Origin of the sequence: Streptomyces incanus, from assembly GCF_042656345.1 — a bacterium.
In the GTDB taxonomy this organism is placed as follows: Bacteria; Actinomycetota; Actinomycetes; order Streptomycetales; family Streptomycetaceae; genus Streptomyces; species Streptomyces incanus.
This window is the reverse complement of record NZ_JBHSPC010000032.1, coordinates 221618-237219: the sequence shown is the minus strand read 5'-3', so window position 1 is coordinate 237219 and position 15602 is coordinate 221618. Positions and strand designations below refer to the sequence as shown.

Here is a 15602-nt window from a genome sequence, read left to right as displayed (position 1 = left end):
GCGGGCTCTCGGATTCTCTGGGCGGAGCTCAGCCGCCGATCGCCGACATCGGGCGGTCCGGCTGGACGAAGGCCGGGTCGTCGAGGCCGGCGCCCGCCTTCTTGCCCCACATCGCCAGCTTCCAGATCCGGGCGATCTCCTCGTCGGGGGCGTCGGAGCGCAGGGCGGTGCGCAGGTCCGTCTCCTCGGAGGCGAACAGGCACGTGCGGATCTGTCCGTCGGCGGTGAGGCGGGTGCGGTCGCAGGCCGCGCAGAACGGCCGGGTGACGGTAGCGATGACGCCGACGCGATGCGGGCCGCCGTCGACCAGCCAGCGCTCGGCCGGGGCCGAGCCCCGGGCCTCGTCGCCCTCGGGGGTCAGCTCGAAGCGGGTGCGCAGGGAGGTGAGGATGTCGCCGGCGGTGATCATGCCGTCGCGCTTCCAGCCGTGCTGGGCGTCCAGCGGCATCTGCTCGATGAAGCGCAGCTCGTAGTCGTGTTCCACGGCCCAGGCGAGCAGGTCGGGGGCCTCGTCGTCGTTGAGCCCCGGCATCAGGACCGAGTTGACCTTCACCGGGGTCAGACCGGCCTCGCGGGCCGCGTACAGGCCGTCGAGCACGTCCTGGTGGCGGTTGCGGCGGGTGAGGGTCTTGAAGACGTCCGGGCGGAGCGTGTCCAGGGAGACGTTGACCCGGTCCAGGCCGGCCTTCTTCAGGGCCTCCGCCGTGCGCCGCAGGCCGATGCCGTTGGTGGTGAGGGACATCTGGGGGCGGGGCTCCAGGGCGGCGACGCGCTCGACGATGCCGACCAGGCCGGGGCGGAGCAGGGGCTCACCGCCGGTGAAGCGGACCTCCTCGATGCCGAGGGAGGTGACGGCGATGCCGACGAGGCGGACGATCTCGTCGTCCGTCAGCAGGTCGGGCTTGGCCAGCCACTGCAGGCCCTCCTCGGGCATGCAGTAGGTGCACCGCAGATTGCACCGGTCGGTCAGTGACACCCTCAGGTCGGTGGCCACCCGGCCGTACGTGTCGATGAGCACGCGGCCCCCCTCCCTCCACTCGGATCACTCATGCTCCGTACCTGTGAGCCTACGTGACGCCACCGACAAGCCGCAGCGCCCCGATGCCACGAGATGCACGACGGCCGCGTCGCAGGGACCTGCGGGGTCCCTGCGACGCGGCCGGAAAGGGTGTCGACCGGGTCGGTCAGTGGGCGCCGGTGCCGGTCAGCGACCGGACCTCCAGCTCCGCGAACTTCTTGACGTCGGGCTCCTCCTTCGACAGGACGGTGCCGAGCCAGCCCATCAGGAAGCCGAACGGGATGGAGATGATGCCCGGGTTCTTCAGCGGGAACCACGCGAAGTCGACATCGGGGAACATCGCCTTGGGGTCGCCGGAGACGACGGGTGAGAACAGCACCAGGCCGACGGCCACGATGAGACCGCCGTAGATCGACCACAGCGCGCCCTGGGTGGTGAACCGCTTCCAGAACAGGCTGTAGAGGATCGTCGGCAGGTTGGCGGAGGCGGCGACCGCGAAGGCCAGCGCGACCAGACCGGCCACGTTCAGGTCGCGGGCGAGGGCGCCCAGACCGATGGAGACGACGCCGATGAAGATGGTCGCCCAGCGGGCCGCGCGGACCTCCTCCGCACCGGTGGCCTTCCCCTTGCGGATGACGTTGGCGTAGATGTCGTGCGCGAAGGAGGACGACGAGGCGAGGGTGAGGCCCGCGACCACGGCAAGGATCGTGGCGAAGGCGACCGCCGAGATGGTGGCGAGCAGGATCGCGCCCCAGGTCGAGTCGACGCCGCCCAGGTGCAGAGCGAGCAGCGGGGCGGCCGTGTTGCCGGACGGGTTCGAGGCGATGATCTCGTCCCGCGAGATGAGCGCCGCGGCACCGAAGCCGAGCGCGATGGTCATCAGGTAGAAGCCGCCGATGATGCCGATGGCCCAGTTCACGGACTTACGGGCGGCCTTGGCGTTGGGCACCGTGTAGAAGCGGATCAGGATGTGCGGCAGGCCGGCGGTGCCGAGCACCAGGGCGATGCCGAGGGAGATGAAGTCCAGCTTGGTGGTGCCGCTCGCACCGTACTGCAGGCCGGGCTCCAGGAAGGACGCACCCGCACCGCTGTTGTCGGCGGCCTTGCCCAGCAGGTCGGAGATGTTGAAGTTGAACTTCAGCAGCACCAGGAAGGTGATCAGGATGGTGCCGCCGATGAGGAGCACGGCCTTGACCATCTGCACCCAGGTGGTGCCCTTCATGCCGCCGATGGAGACGTACACGACCATCAGGACGCCGACGAGGGCGACGATCAGGATCTTGCCGGCGTCGGAGGTGATGCCGAGCAGCAGCGAGACGAGCACGCCGGCGCCCGCCATCTGGGCCAGCAGGTAGAAGATCGAGACGACGATGGTGGAGGTGCCGGCGGCGGTGCGCACGGGACGTTGGCGCATGCGGTAGGCGAGGACGTCGCCCATCGTGTAGCGGCCGGAGTTGCGCAGGGGCTCGGCGACCAGGAGCAGGGCGACCAGCCAGGCGACGAGGAATCCGATGGAGTAGAGGAAGCCGTCGTAGCCGAAGAGGGCGATGGCGCCCGCGATGCCGAGGAAGGACGCGGCCGACATGTAGTCGCCGGAGACCGCGAGTCCGTTCTGGAAGGCACTGAACTGGCGTCCGCCCGCGTAGAAGTCGGCGGCGTCCTTGGTCTGCCGGCCGGCCCACACGGTGATGCCGAGGGTCGCGAGGACGAACAGCGCGAACAGGGTGATGATGAGCGGGCGGTGCTCGCTCGCCTCGTTCGCGGCGAGCTGGACGGTGGTGATCGAGGGGCTCATGCGCCGCCCTCCATACGCGTCTTGATGGCCTCGGCCTTGGGGTCGAGATGGGTGGCGGCGTGCCGGGAGTACCACCACGCGATGAGGAACGTGGTGACGAACTGCAGGATGCCGAAGACGAGGGCGACGTTGATGTTGCCGAACAGCTTGGTGCCCATGAAGTCGCCCGCGTAGTTCGAGAGCAGCACGTACAGCAGGTACCAGACGATGAAGCCGACGGTCACGGGGAAGGCGAAGGAGCGGTAGGAGCGGCGCAGTTCACCGAACTCAGCGCTCTCCTGCACCTCGGTGAACTCCTCGGGTGTGGGGAGTTTGTGTTCCTCTGCTGAGGGGGGCGGTGCTTCGGCGGCCACGAAGTCTCCTCGCATTGCGGGTGCGTTCGGATGGGGACGGGGGCGAGTGTCCTCGCGCTCCCTGCACAACGTCACGGCGCCGCGCGAGGACCGGTTCAACCCTGCGTGCTTCTTTTGCGCGGACGTTTACCGAAGACACAACCGAGAAAACGTTGCTGGCCGGCGGGCGCGCGGGATAGCTTCGCCCTGCACCACCCGTCATGTACCTGCCCGAGCACCATCTGTGCCTCGGGCCGGTTTTGTTTCCGGATGATGTGGAGATCCCATGGCTCATCTGCGTTCCAGACGCCGACTCGCCCTCGCCGTGCCCGTCGCGCTGTCCCTGACCGTCTCGCTCGGCTTCCTGCCGGCGGCGGCCTCGGCGGCTCCGCAGGCGGCATCGACGGCAGCTGACCGGGCGAACGAGCAGGCGACGGAGCGGGCGACAAACGCCCCCGGTCTGGCGTACGTCGTCAACACCAGGACGGACCGCCACACGATCGCGTCGGTGAAGAAGGCGGTCGCCGCGGCCGGCGGGACCGTCGTGGTCACGCACGACCGGATCGGTGTGATCGTCGCCCACTCGGCGAACCCCGGCTTCGCCCAGAAGATGCGCACCGTGCGCGGGGTGCAGACGGCCGGAGCGACCCGCACCGCACCGCTGGTCCCCGCGGGGACGACGGACGTGGGCGCGGCGGACTACGTGACGGCCGAGGAGGCCGCCAGGACGCGGGCCGCCTCCGCGCGGACCCCCGGCAGCGAGCCGCTCGAGGCCGACCAGTGGGACCTGCGCGCGATCGGCGCCGACAAGGCCGCGCGGATCAACCCGGGCAGCCGCAAGGTGACCGTCGCCGTGATCGACACCGGCGTTGACGACTCCCACCCCGACCTCGCGCCGAACTTCTCCGCCGCACAGTCGGCCAACTGCGTCGGCGGCAAGGCGGACACCCGTAAGGGCGCCTGGCGCCCGTACACGGACGAGGACTACCACGGCACCCATGTGGCCGGTGAGATCGCCGCGGCCCGCAACGGCATCGGCGTCGCCGGTGTCGCGCCCGGCGTCAAGGTCGCGTCCATCAAGGTGAGCGACCCGGACAACGGGCTGTTCTACCCGGAGAACGTCGTCTGCGCCTTCGTGTTCGCCGCCGACCACGGCGTGGAGATCACGAACAACAGCTACTACGTCGACCCGTGGCTCTACAACTGCATGGACGACCCGGACCAGCGGGCGATCGTCGACGCGGTCAACCGGGCCCAGCTGTACGCGCAGCGCAAGGGCACCCTGCACGTCTCCTCGGCCGGCAACTCCAACCACGACCTGGCGTCGCACGCGATCGACGACGCCTCCAGCCCCAACGACACCACACCGGTCGAGCGCACCATCGACCCGTCCGAGTGCTTCGACCTGCCGACCCAGCTCCCGGGCGTGGTCACGGTCAGCGCGACGGGCGTGCAGAACCTCAAGTCGTACTACTCCACGTACGGCAAGGGCGTCGTCGACGTGGCCGCACCCGGCGGCGACGGACGCTACCAGACGCCCGACACCCCGTCGAAGAACGGCCGCATCCTGTCCACCATGCCGAACGGCGCGTACGCCTTCCTGCAGGGCACGTCGATGGCCGCGCCGCACGCCGCCGGTGTCGCCGCGCTGCTGAAGTCCAGGCACCCGGGGGCGACCCCGGCCCAGCTGCAGGCGCTGCTGAAGGCGCAGGCGAACAACCCGGGCTGCCCGGCGTCGTACGACCAGGACGGCGACGGCGTGCAGGACGCGACGTGCGAGGGCGGCAGCCGGGTCAACGGCTTCTACGGCTCCGGCATCGTCGACGCGCTGCGCGCGGTGAAGCGGTGACGCGGTGACGCGGTGACGCGGTGACGCGTTATTCGTCCTGCGGGGCCTGTGGGTGAGTGAGAGGGGGCCGGGCGATCATTCGTCCGGCCCCCTCGCTGCCTGCCGACCGATAGCGCATAGTGCACCCATGACCGACACCGACCGCCCCTCCCCCGGCTCCTGCATCGGTTCCGGCCCCGGGCTCGCCGCCGCCTGGTCGTCGTTGGGCGGAGACCCCGCTCTCCTCGCGCGCGTGACGACCGTCGAGCGGCCCGAGGCGCTTCCCGCGCGGCTGCCGGTACGGGAGTTGGCGCGCGCCTGTGTGGGCGCGTGCGCGCTGGCCGCGGCCGAACTGGGTGCGCGGCGGGCGGGATCTGTTCGTCCCGGTCATCCACCGGACCTCGCAGTGCCCGCCGTGCGGGTGGACGACGGAGCGGTGGCGGCGGCGTTCGTCAGTGAGCGGCATCTGCTGGTCGACGGGCGGGCCCCGACGGCCTTCGCCCCGCTGTCGCGTTTCTGGCGCACGGCGGACGGATGGGTGCGTACGCACGCCAACTACCCGCACCACCGGGCCCGGTTGCTCGCCGCGCTGGGTGCGTCCGACGACCCGGAGGCGGTGGCGGCTGCACTGGCCGGGTGGTCGGCCGCAGAGGTCGAGGCGACCGTGTACGCCGCCGGGGGCCTCGCCGTCGCACTGCGGACGCCCGCCGAGTGGACGGCACACGAGCAGGCGGCGGCGGTGGCGCGGCGCCCGCTGGTGGAGTGCGGGCGGCTGGATTCCGCCCCCGCGCGGACACTCACCCCCGTGGACCGTGATCCCCTGCTGCCCGCCGCGGGACTGCGGGTGCTGGATCTGACCCGGGTCGTCGCGGGCCCCGTCGCCACCCGCACGCTCGCCCTGCTCGGCGCGGACGTGCTGCGCCTGGACCCGCCGGGGCTGCCCGAACTCCCCGACCAGCACACCGACACGGGGTTCGGGAAGCGCTCGGCCCTGCTGGATCTGCCGGCCGGCCGGGACACGTTCGAGGAACTGCTCGCGGCGGCGGACGTGGTGGTCACCGGGTACCGGCCGCGGTCCCTGGACCGCCTCGGGCTGAGCGCCGGGGCACTGGCCGAGCGCCGGCCCGGGGTGGTCGTGGCCCAGCTGTCGGCGTGGGGGACGCACGGGCCGTGGGGCGACCGGCGCGGCTTCGACAGCCTGGTGCAGGCGGCCACGGGGATCGCGGTGAGCGAGGGGTCGGCCGGGCGTCCGGGGGCGCTCCCGGCGCAGGCCCTCGACCACGGCACCGGGTACCTGCTGGCGGCGGCGGTGCTGCGGGCGCTGACCGAGCAGGCGGACGAGGGCGGCAGCCGGTTCGTACGACTGGCGCTGGCGCGGACGGCGGCCTGGCTGCTGGAGGGAGCGCCCACGCGTGCGCCGGGCGGCGATCGGACCGCGGCAGCCCTCGGCCCCACCTCCGCCCCGGCCCCCGTCCCGGCCGCGGGCGGGTCCGCCGACGACTGGCTCGCGGAGACGGACAGCGCCCTGGGGAGACTGCGGTACGCCCGGTCCCCGGTGTCGTTCGCCGACGGCCCCCGTGACTGGACCCGTCCGCCCGGGCCATGGGGGGCCGACGCGGCCCGGTGGGGGTGAGGGAGACGGCGACGGACAGTCGACCGGGGCAGTAAATGCGGCCTTGCCAGGAAATGCACCCCACCCCTTCCACCCCGCGCTTGCCCGTTCTGTGAGCCCTTGTGAAGATCCTGGGGTGACTCTGACAAACCCCACGTCCGGGACGACCGGTGCGCACAGGGGCGCGCGGCGTCCTGGCACCGGCCCGGCCGTCGCCGTCATCGTGCTGGTGGCGCTGGCCGCGCTGATACCGCTCCTCGGCCCGTCCCCGGCCCTGCACGACACCGGTGAGGCCGCCGCGCCCGGCACCGGCGGCATAGCCCTGCTCCGGACGGTGCTGTTCGCGGCGCTGGCCGTACCCGTCGGCGAGCTGTTCGTGAGACGGCTGCTGCGTTCCGTGCCCCACGCTCCCCCGGCCGTGCCGCGCAACTGGTCCACCGTCGCGAACTCCGTCGGTTTCGTGGCCGCTCTCGGGCTCGCCTGCGTCGTGGCCACCGGGAACCTGGTTCCCGACAGCCTCGCCGCCATCGACGTGGGCAGCCTGTACGACTCGCGGGAGGGCAAGCTCGCCCTCCTGGAGGTCAACGCGTTCCTCGCCGCGGCCCTGTGCGCCGCCTCCGGCCGTCCGGGTTCGCAGGTCTGGCCGCTGGCCGCGGTCGTCGCCGCCGAGGCCCTGCGCGCGCACCCCGAGACCGAGTACACCCCGCTGATCGGCTCCGGGCTGACGTTGATCCATCTGGTCTGCGCCTCGCTCTGGGCGGGCGGCCTGCTGTACGCGCTGCGCACGATGCGCGCGTGGCGGGGCTCGGCGGCGGGCGCCGTGCTGCTGGGGCTGTACGCGCGCGTGGCGGCCCTTCTGCTCGTCGCCCTCACGGCGACCGGGGTATGCAGTTCGCTGCGCCGGATGCCGCCGGAGTCGATCCTGGAGCAGCTGACGGACACGGCGTACGGGCGTGTCCTGCTCGCCAAGGTGATCCTGATGACCGGGGTCGCGGCCCTCGCCCTGTGGGCCAGGATCCGGCTGGCCCGCGCGGCCGATCCGCTGAGCGCCCGTGCCCCCGCGCGGGCAGAGGCGTACGTTCTGGCCCTGGTGGTGGCGGTGTCGGGCCTCCTGACGGCGCTGCCGGTGCCGATCCGCTGGTGAGGGGCGGTCGGTGGGGGGTCTCCCTCGCCGCCCTGGGCACGGACACCGGGCACAGGCGTTCCGGCCGGGGCCCGGCCCTCCCTCCCCGTGGCCCCCGGCAGCGTCCCCGCCAGGCAGGTCAGGCCCATGGCCAGGGCGTCGCCCGCCGTATTGCGCAGGACCGGCCTTCCGGATTGCGCAGGACCGGCCTTCCGGGCGCCGCCCGCCCAGGCGGGCGCTGCTCCGGCCGGTGAGGACGAGGGCGGTCGGCGCGCACCGGTGGCACCGTCGGAGGCGGTACCCGGCACGCCTCTCCGGGCATTCCCGGCACCGAACAGGCATGCCCCGCGCGATGCCTGACGGGCAGGGCTGTCGGCGGGGGCCCGTATCCTCGTGAACCATGCTCGAAGACCTCACGACCGAAGCGCCCTCCCCCACCGCGTGGCCGGCCACGTATCCGCAGGGATACGCGGTCGTCGACGTGGAGACCACGGGGCTCGCCCGGGACGACCGCATCATCTCGGCAGGCGTCTACCAGCTGGACGCGCGCGGTGAGGTCGAGGACCACTGGTACACGGTGGTCGATCCGGAGCGGGACCCCGGCCCGGTGTGGATCCACGGTCTGACGAGCGAGGCGCTCCGAGGGGCGCCCCTCTTCACCGACATCGCCGGGGAGTTCGCCACCCGGCTGGAGGGCCGGGTGCTCGTCGCGCACAACGCCGTCTTCGACTGGCAGATGATCGCCCGCGAGTACGCGCGCGCCCGCGCGCAGGTGCCGGTGAAGCAGCGGTTGTGCACGATCGCCCTCTCCAAGGAGCTCGCGCTGCCGCTGCCCAATCACAAACTGGAGTCGCTCGCCGCGCACTTCGGCGTGATCCAGCAGCGCGCGCACCACGCGCTGGACGACGCCCGGGTGCTGGCGGAGGCCTTCCGGCCCAGCCTGCGGACCGCGGCGGCGCGTGGCGTACGGCTGCCGCTGCACGAGTGCCTGCCGCTGACGGAGTGGACGGACCGGCCCCGTGTCGGGCAGGAGGCGGGTCACGGCAGCGGCTACCGGCCCACCAGTTGGCGCCCGTCCCGCAAGCGGCCGACGTGCCCGTATCCCAACCCGGGCCGGTACGAACCGGGCAAGCCCCTCAAGCAGGGCATGCGGGTCGCCTTCTCCGGCGACACCTCCGTGGAGCGGGACCTGCTGGAGGACCGGGCGACCGAGGCCGGGCTGCATGTCGCCACCAGCATCTCCCGGCTGACCAGCCTCCTGGTCACCAACGATCCGGACTCGGGCACGTCCAAGGTGGTCAAGGCCCGGCAGTACGGCACCCCGGTCATGGACGAGGCGGCGTTCGGACAGCTGCTGCGCGACGTCGAACCCGCACCGGAGGGCTGACCCCGTACGCCCGGACAGCCCCTAACTGCTCACCCTGCCGACCTTGTCCACGATGCCGGCCTTTCCTTCCGCGCGGGCGCAGTGCGCTCCGCAGTACCAGTGGCCGTCGACCTCGACGCCCTGGCCGATGATCTGCACCCGGCAGTGCTCACAGATCGGGGCCATGCGATGAATCGCACAGGCGAACGAATCGAATACGTGGGCGGAACCATCCTGGGTCGTGACGGTGAACGCCAGCGCATAGTCGTTCCCGCACACTTCGCAACATGTCATAAACCGCATCGTTGGGGCCGGGTGGGGCACTGGCAAGCCGACGGGGGCTGCTGCCCGAAGGTTCTACCCGGTCGGCGCAGCGGTCGCGGAGGGAGTCACTTCACCTCCATCAGCGCAAGGCCTCTCGTCCGACCGGTCCTCGGTGAGGGGCGAGGCCTCAGCGAGCCACTCCTCAAGCCGTTCTTCCTTCGTCACGACGCCCCTCCGGTAATGAATGAATTCGTGGAGAAGCACGGCGTGCGCCTGTTCGCGGCCCTGGCCGCTGCCACTGCGGCCCTACTCGGTGCGGGGGAGATCGCCCAGCGTGCCGAGAACCGAAAAACGCCCCTGAAAACCGCCGCCGGGCACCTCCAGCTGATGCAGCTCTGCTCTCCGACGTCACACCGGCTGATGTCACACCGGCTGATGCCACACCGCCCCCCCGGACCTCAGAATCCGGGGTTCTGCTGCTTCGGTTCACCGCATGGCCCCGATCCGCGAGCACTGCCGGGTGCAGATCATCGGCCAGGAAGTGGAGGCCGACGGCCACCGGTACCGCGGCTCCCACTGCGCCCGCGCGGAGGGAAGGGCGGGGATCGACGCCCGGGTGTGAGGACGTACCCGCCTGAATGCACCCCGCGGCCCTGGTTGTACGGTCGTGGGGTGTACCGCTTCCTGTTGTCCCGCCAGTGGGTGATCCTCACTCTGCTGGCGCTCGTGCTCATCCCGACGATGGTCGAGCTGGGCTTCTGGCAGTTGCACCGTCACGAACGCCGGGTCGCGCTGAACCAGGTGATCGCCGACTCCCTGGCGGCGAAGCCGGTGCCCGTCGAGTCACTGACCGTGCCCGGGGCGAAGGTCGACGACGACGACCGGTACCGCAGGGTGACGGCGAAGGGCCGCTTCGACGCCTCCGACGAGGTCGTCGTGCGCCGCCGCACCAACGCGGACGAGGAGGTCGGCTACCACGTCCTGACCCCCTTCGTCCTCGACGACGGCAAGGTCCTGCTGGCCAACCGGGGCTGGATCCCCGCGGACGGTCCGAGCCAGACCGCGTTCCCGAAGGTTCCCGCACCGCCCGAGGGCGAACTCACCATCACCGGGCGGCTGATGCAGGACCAGACGACCGAGGACAGCGGCATCAAGAACCTCCAGGGCCTGCCGGACCGGCAGATCATGCTGATCAACAGCGAACTGGAGGCCGACCGGCTCGGCAGGCAGGTCCTCGGCGGCTACGTCGACCTGACCGACCCCGCGCCGGGCGGTGACACCCCGCAGCCGATCCCCTCGCCCGAGCACGACGAGATCGGCCCCCACATGGCGTACGCCGTCCAGTGGTGGCTGTTCGCCGCGGGCGTCCCCGTCGGCTGGGTCGTCCTCGTCCGCCGCGAGACCCGGGAGCGGGCGGAGAAGGCGGAGCGGGAGGCGGCCGGTACGGCGGACGCCGAGGACACGGAGGACACCGAACCCGCGGCGGTGTAGCCCGTCACTCACCCGGCTCCACCCGGATTGCCACTCCCGGTGGCCGGGCATCCGCACCTCGTGCACCGTATCGAGGACTACGCGCTCATCGGCGACGAACAGACCGCTGCCCTGGTGGGCGCGGACGGCTCGGTCGACTGGCTCTGCCTGCCCCGCTTCGACTCCGGCGCCTGCTTCGCCCGGCTGCTCGGCGACGAGGGCAACGGTCACTGGCGCATCGCGCCCGTGGGCGCCGAGCGGTACACGCGCCGCGCCTACCGCCGGGACACCCTCGTCCTGGACACGGAGTGGGAGACCGACGAGGGCCTGGTGCGCGTCACGGACCTGATGCCGCAGCGCGACCGCGCGCCCGATCTGGTGCGCATCGTCGAGGGCGTACGCGGGGAGGTGACCGTCCGCAGCACGCTCCGGCTGCGTTTCGACTACGGCTCGGTGGTGCCCTGGGTGCGCAGGACGAACGGCCACCGGGTGGCGGTCGCCGGGCCGGACTCGGCGTGGCTGCGCAGTGTGCCGGAGGTTCCCACCTGGGGCGAGGACCGCGGCACGCACTCCGAGTTCACGGTCACGCCGGGCGAGCGGGTCGCGTTCGTCCTCACCTGGCACCCGTCCCACGAGCCGCGCCCGCCGCTGGTGGACCCGTACTCCTCGCTGCGGCACAGCATCGCCGACTGGCGTGCGTGGGCGTCCCGCTGCCGTTACGACGGACCGTACCGGGACGCGGTCGTGCGGTCCCTGATCACGCTCAAGGCGCTCACCTACTCGCCGACGGGCGGCATCGTCGCCGCGCCCACCACCTCGCTGCCGGAGGAACCGGGCGGGGTGCGCAACTGGGACTACCGCTTCTGCTGGCTGCGCGACTCCACGCTGACCCTGAACGCGCTGCTGGCGGCCGGCTACCAGGACGAGGCGGAGGCATGGCGCAACTGGCTACTGCGCGCGGTCGCGGGCGACCCGGCCGATCTTCAGATCATGTACGGAGTGGCGGGCGAGCGGCGGCTGCCCGAGTCCGAACTGCCGTGGCTGTCCGGCTTCGACGGCGCCACTCCGGTACGGGTCGGGAACGACGCCGTCAACCAGCTCCAGCTGGACGTGTACGGAGAGGTCGTGGACTCGCTGGCACTGGCCCGCCGATCGGGCCTGTCCCCGCACCCGAACATGTGGGCGCTGCAGAGGGTGCTGCTGGACTTCCTCCGCTCGGCCTGGCGGCAGCCGGACGAGGGCCTGTGGGAGGTGCGCGGCGGCCGGCGGCACTTCGTGCACTCGAAGGTGATGGTGTGGGTGGCCGCCGACCGTGCCGTGCGCGCCCTGGAGGAGAGCCCGGACCTCGAGGGCGACGTCGAGGACTGGCGCGCGTTGCGCGACGAGGTGCACCGTGACGTGTGCGAGAAGGGGTACGACCCCGAGCGGAACACCTTCACCCAGTCCTACGGCTCGCGGGAACTCGACGCCGCGCTGCTGCTGATCCCCCGGCTGGGCTTCCTGCCGCCCGACGACCCCCGGGTGCTCGGCACCGTCGACGCGATCCACGCGGAGCTGGGGCGGGACGGGTTCGTCCGCCGCTACACCGCGGACGCCACCGGCGTCGACGGCCTGCCCGGCGTGGAGGGCACCTTCCTGGTGTGCTCGTTCTGGCTCGCGGACGCCCTGCACATGACGGGCCGGACGGCACAGGCGCGCGAGCTGTTCGAACGGCTGCTGGGACTCGCCAACGACGTGGGGCTGCTGGCGGAGGAGTACGACCCCGTCGGCGAGAGGCTGCTGGGCAACTTCCCGCAGGCGTTCAGTCACATCGGTCTGGTGAACACCGCTCTCGCCCTGTTCGGGAACGAGGAGGCAGGATAGGGGCCATGGATCTTGGACTGAAGGACCGGGTGTACATCGTCACCGGGGCGACCCGCGGGCTGGGCAACGCCACCGCGCGCGAGCTGGTCGCCGACGGCGCGAAGGTGGTCGTCACGGGACGGGAGGAGAAGAGCGTCGCCGAGGCGGCCGCGGATCTGGGGCCGAACGCGGTCGGTGTGGCGGTCGACAACGCCGACCCCGAGGCGGCGGCGCGGCTGATCGCGACCGCGCGTGAGCGGTTCCACCGTTTCGACGGCGTCCTCGTCAGCGTGGGCGGTCCCCCTCCCGGGTTCGTCGCCGACACCACCGACGAGCAGTGGCGGTCGGCGTTCGACTCGGTGTTCCTGGGCGCGGTACGACTGGCCCGTGCCGCCGCCGCGGAGCTGGGCGAGGGCGGCGTCATCGGCTTCGTGCTGTCCGGCTCGGTGTACGAGCCGCTCCCCGGCCTGACCATCTCCAACGGGCTGCGCCCGGGGCTGGCCGGCTTCGCCAAGTCCCTCGCGGACGAGCTGGGCCCGCGCGGCATCCGTGTCGTGGGTGTGCTCCCGGGACGCATCGACACGGACCGCGTCCGTGAGCTCGACTCCCTCTCCGCCGACCCGGAGGCCACCCGCCAGGCGGCCCGGTCCCGTATCCCGCTGCGCCGCTACGGCACCCCCGCGGAGTTCGGCCGCGCCGCGGCCTTCCTCCTCTCCCCGGCCGCCTCCTACGTCACGGGCGTCATGGTCCCGGTGGACGGCGGGGTGCGGCACGGGTTCTGAGGACCGTTCCGGAGGCGGGGCCGCGCGGAACGGTCCGGTCAGCGGCGCAGCAAGAGCGAGGTCACGCGCAGCCGGCCGCTGTGGATCCACACGTCGGAGTACTCCACCGGCCGCCCGTCGTCCAGATAGGTGACCTGCTGGAGGTACTGCACCGGGCTGCCCTGTTCCACGGCCAGGGCGCGGGCGGTCTCCTCGGTGGCCGCCTCGGCGCTGAACGTGCGACGGGCGGTGGCGATCCGGAGACCGAACGTGCCCTCCAGCTCGCCGAAGAGGCTCGAGGACGTGAAGTCCGCCCGCTCGATGCCGGGCGCGAGGTCGGCCCGCACGAAGTTGAACAGGAGCGCGACCGGGCCCTCGGGGATGGTGCGCACCCGCACCAGGCGCAGTACCTGGGCGTCGGGGGAGGTCAGGTCGAGCAGGGCGGCGACGGGCCGGGGCGGGGTGATCAGGGAGCACTCCCGCACTTCGGTGGTGGCGACGACGCCCTGGCTGGCGAAGTCCTCCGAGAGGGTGCTCAGCTTCTGGGCGATCGACGGTTCGATGACCGTGGACGTGACGAACGTGCCGCGTCCGCGGACCTGCCTCAGCAGCCCTTCCTCGATGAGGGTCGTCAGGGCGCGGTGCACCGTGCCGCGGCTGACGCCGAACTCCTGGGCCAGTTCGGGCTCGCTCTTGAGCCGGTAGTGCGCCGGCCACTCACCGCTCGCGATGCGCAGTCGGATGTGTTCCGAGATCTGCACGTGGATCGCGGTGGGGACGTTGCGCCGGATGCCCGGAAGACCCCCTTCGTCGGCCGTCACGGTCACGCGTCTCCTCTCCACGGTGGATGTGCCGTGCCCCGGCCGAAGGAGGCCGGGGCACGGCGACTGGTCGGTCACAGCCGGCCGGCGGCTGGTCAGTAGCTGACGGTGTGGTCGCCGCCGGTGTCGGTGACGATCGCCTTGCCGGCACTCGTACCGAGCAACGAGGCACCGGCACGCAGGAGTTCCAGGGACTGGCGGTAGGACTTGATGGACCCCGACGCCTTCACACGGACACCGTCACGGGCCCGGTCGACAAGGTAGCGGACGCTGTCCGGGCCGGCCGTCTCGATCTGTCCGCTGCTGGCGTTCTTGAGGTAGGCGACGCCGGCCTCCATGGCCAGTTCGACGGCGGCCTCCTTCTCCTGCGCGCTGAGCAGTGGCAGTTCCAGCATGACCTTGACCGGGCCGCCGAAGGCGCGGACCACACCCGCGATGTCCTCGCGGAACTCATCGTACTTGCCGCTCTTGAGCCAGCCGACCTGCACGCCGATGTCGAGCTGGGTGGCGCCGAGCCGGGCTATCTCGGCCGCCTCGGCCGCCTTGCCCGCGCTGGTCATGACGCCCACCGTGGGGAAGTCCAGGGCGGAGGCGACCTCGATACCGGTGCCGCGCAGTTCGGCGACCACGACGGGGAGCCAGGAGGCGGGGACCATCGCGGCGTTGAAGCCGTAGGTGACGGCCTCCTGCGCGTGGGCGACCATGTCGTCGCGGGTGGCATCGGGCTCGATACGGGTGTGCTGGATGTAGGGGGCCAGCTCGGCCGGGCTGAGCGTCAGCTCGGCGGTGGGGGTCGTCACTGTCTCGGACACGGATTGTCTCCCTGAGAGGTGGGGGTGGTGCGGGCGGCGGAACGGTCCGGCGCCCACGACGTCGGATCCCGGGGGATCAGAGCTTGGAGGCGTACTCCGGAGGAACGTCGACGTCCTCCTTGTCGAACCAGCGGGGTGCGTCGACACCGCAGAAAAGGCCGATGTTGCCCCAGGGTTCGAAGGCGCCGGTGCGGACGACGACCTTGGCCTGACGGGCCAGTTCGCCGAGCACCTCGGCGTGCGGCCGGGTGGTGAACTCGGCGCCGGAGAACCTCTCGCGCAGCCATGCGTCGAGCCGGGGGTGCCGGGTGGGGACGTCCTCGGCCCGCACCACGCCCTCGACGACGAGTTCGTCGGCGATCAGCCCGAGCACGGTCCGCAGGTCCGGAAGGTTCTCCGCGATCGCCAGGTCGACGCGGTGGGCGTCCCGGGGAACGGGGAAGCCCGCGTCGACGACCAGCAGGAGGTCGGTGTGACCGAGGGTGGCCAGGGCCCCGCTCAGTTCGGCGTTGAGGATGCCGTGTCGTTTCATGGTCGTTCCTTTCTGGGGTGAGGAAG

15 protein-coding genes are annotated in these 15602 nt (G+C 71.8%); 8 read left to right on the top strand and 7 right to left on the bottom strand.

Translation table 11 applies throughout. The features are described 5' to 3' along the window. Positions 1-28 precede the first annotated feature (28 nt). From moaA to ACFP2V_RS12975, 3 genes are all read right to left on the bottom strand, one after another. Positions 29-1018 (bottom strand): GTP 3',8-cyclase MoaA, encoded by a 990-nt coding sequence (gene moaA, locus ACFP2V_RS12985; RefSeq protein WP_381210259.1) that lies wholly within the window; start codon positions 1016-1018, stop codon positions 29-31. Positions 1019-1184: 166 nt separating this feature from the next. After that, positions 1185-2813, bottom strand: coding sequence for a solute symporter family protein (locus ACFP2V_RS12980; protein ID WP_381210256.1), 1629 nt, complete (start codon positions 2811-2813; stop codon positions 1185-1187). Further along, positions 2810-3166, bottom strand: coding sequence for a DUF485 domain-containing protein (locus tag ACFP2V_RS12975; protein ID WP_381210253.1), 357 nt, complete (start codon positions 3164-3166; stop codon positions 2810-2812). Before ACFP2V_RS12975 ends, ACFP2V_RS12980 begins: the two co-directional genes overlap by 4 nt. Before the next feature lie 265 nt (positions 3167-3431). Here ACFP2V_RS12975 and ACFP2V_RS12970 point away from each other — a divergent pair, with 265 nt between their 5' ends. The 4 genes from ACFP2V_RS12970 (at position 3432) to ACFP2V_RS12955 (ending at position 9095) form a co-directional block, all read left to right on the top strand. Beyond that, a complete protein-coding gene (locus ACFP2V_RS12970) occupies positions 3432-4994 on the top strand; it encodes a S8 family peptidase (RefSeq protein ID WP_381210250.1) in 1563 nt (520 codons plus the stop codon). A 127-nt stretch (positions 4995-5121) separates the two neighbouring features. Next, positions 5122-6606, top strand: coding sequence for a CoA transferase (locus ACFP2V_RS12965; protein ID WP_381210247.1), 1485 nt, complete (start codon positions 5122-5124; stop codon positions 6604-6606). A gap of 115 nt (positions 6607-6721) precedes the next feature. Further along, positions 6722-7729, top strand: a complete 1008-nt coding sequence (locus ACFP2V_RS12960) for a CopD family protein (protein ID WP_381210244.1) — start codon at positions 6722-6724, stop codon at positions 7727-7729. 379 nt (positions 7730-8108) lie between these two features. Beyond that, positions 8109-9095, top strand: a complete 987-nt coding sequence (locus ACFP2V_RS12955) for a DEDDh family exonuclease (protein ID WP_381210241.1) — start codon at positions 8109-8111, stop codon at positions 9093-9095. A gap of 21 nt (positions 9096-9116) precedes the next feature. Here ACFP2V_RS12955 and ACFP2V_RS12950 read toward each other — a convergent pair whose 3' ends face one another. Further along, a complete protein-coding gene (locus ACFP2V_RS12950) occupies positions 9117-9368 on the bottom strand; it encodes a hypothetical protein (protein ID WP_381210239.1) in 252 nt (83 codons plus the stop codon). A gap of 463 nt (positions 9369-9831) precedes the next feature. On the opposite strand from ACFP2V_RS12950, the gene ACFP2V_RS12945 reads away from it, so the two are divergent. From ACFP2V_RS12945 to ACFP2V_RS12930, 4 genes are read left to right on the top strand one after another with little or no spacing between them, the layout of a single operon-like run. Beyond that, positions 9832-9960, top strand: coding sequence for a hypothetical protein (locus ACFP2V_RS12945; protein ID WP_381210236.1), 129 nt, complete (start codon positions 9832-9834; stop codon positions 9958-9960). Positions 9961-10010: 50 nt separating this feature from the next. After that, positions 10011-10829, top strand: a complete 819-nt coding sequence (locus ACFP2V_RS12940; RefSeq protein WP_381210233.1) for an SURF1 family cytochrome oxidase biogenesis protein — start codon at positions 10011-10013, stop codon at positions 10827-10829. 60 nt (positions 10830-10889) lie between these two features. Continuing rightward, positions 10890-12671 carry a glycoside hydrolase family 15 protein gene (locus ACFP2V_RS12935; RefSeq protein WP_381210230.1) on the top strand — a complete coding sequence of 594 codons (1782 nt, stop codon included), beginning with the start codon at positions 10890-10892 and terminating at the stop codon, positions 12669-12671. A 5-nt stretch (positions 12672-12676) separates the two neighbouring features. Then, on the top strand, positions 12677-13432 hold the full coding sequence (locus ACFP2V_RS12930; protein ID WP_381210227.1) for an SDR family oxidoreductase: 756 nt from the start codon (positions 12677-12679) through the stop codon (positions 13430-13432). 38 nt (positions 13433-13470) lie between these two features. Here ACFP2V_RS12930 and ACFP2V_RS12925 read toward each other — a convergent pair whose 3' ends face one another. From ACFP2V_RS12925 to rbsD, 3 genes are all read right to left on the bottom strand, one after another. Further along, the gene (locus tag ACFP2V_RS12925) at positions 13471-14232 is read right to left on the bottom strand and encodes a GntR family transcriptional regulator (protein ID WP_381210388.1); all 762 of its coding nucleotides are present in this window, start codon (positions 14230-14232) and stop codon (positions 13471-13473) included. 95 nt (positions 14233-14327) lie between these two features. Next, on the bottom strand, positions 14328-15044 hold the full coding sequence (gene deoC / locus ACFP2V_RS12920) for a deoxyribose-phosphate aldolase (protein ID WP_381210224.1): 717 nt from the start codon (positions 15042-15044) through the stop codon (positions 14328-14330). 76 nt (positions 15045-15120) lie between these two features. Continuing rightward, the gene (rbsD, locus tag ACFP2V_RS12915) at positions 15121-15576 is read right to left on the bottom strand and encodes a D-ribose pyranase (RefSeq protein WP_055605790.1); all 456 of its coding nucleotides are present in this window, start codon (positions 15574-15576) and stop codon (positions 15121-15123) included. Between the last annotated feature and the right edge of the window lie 26 nt (positions 15577-15602).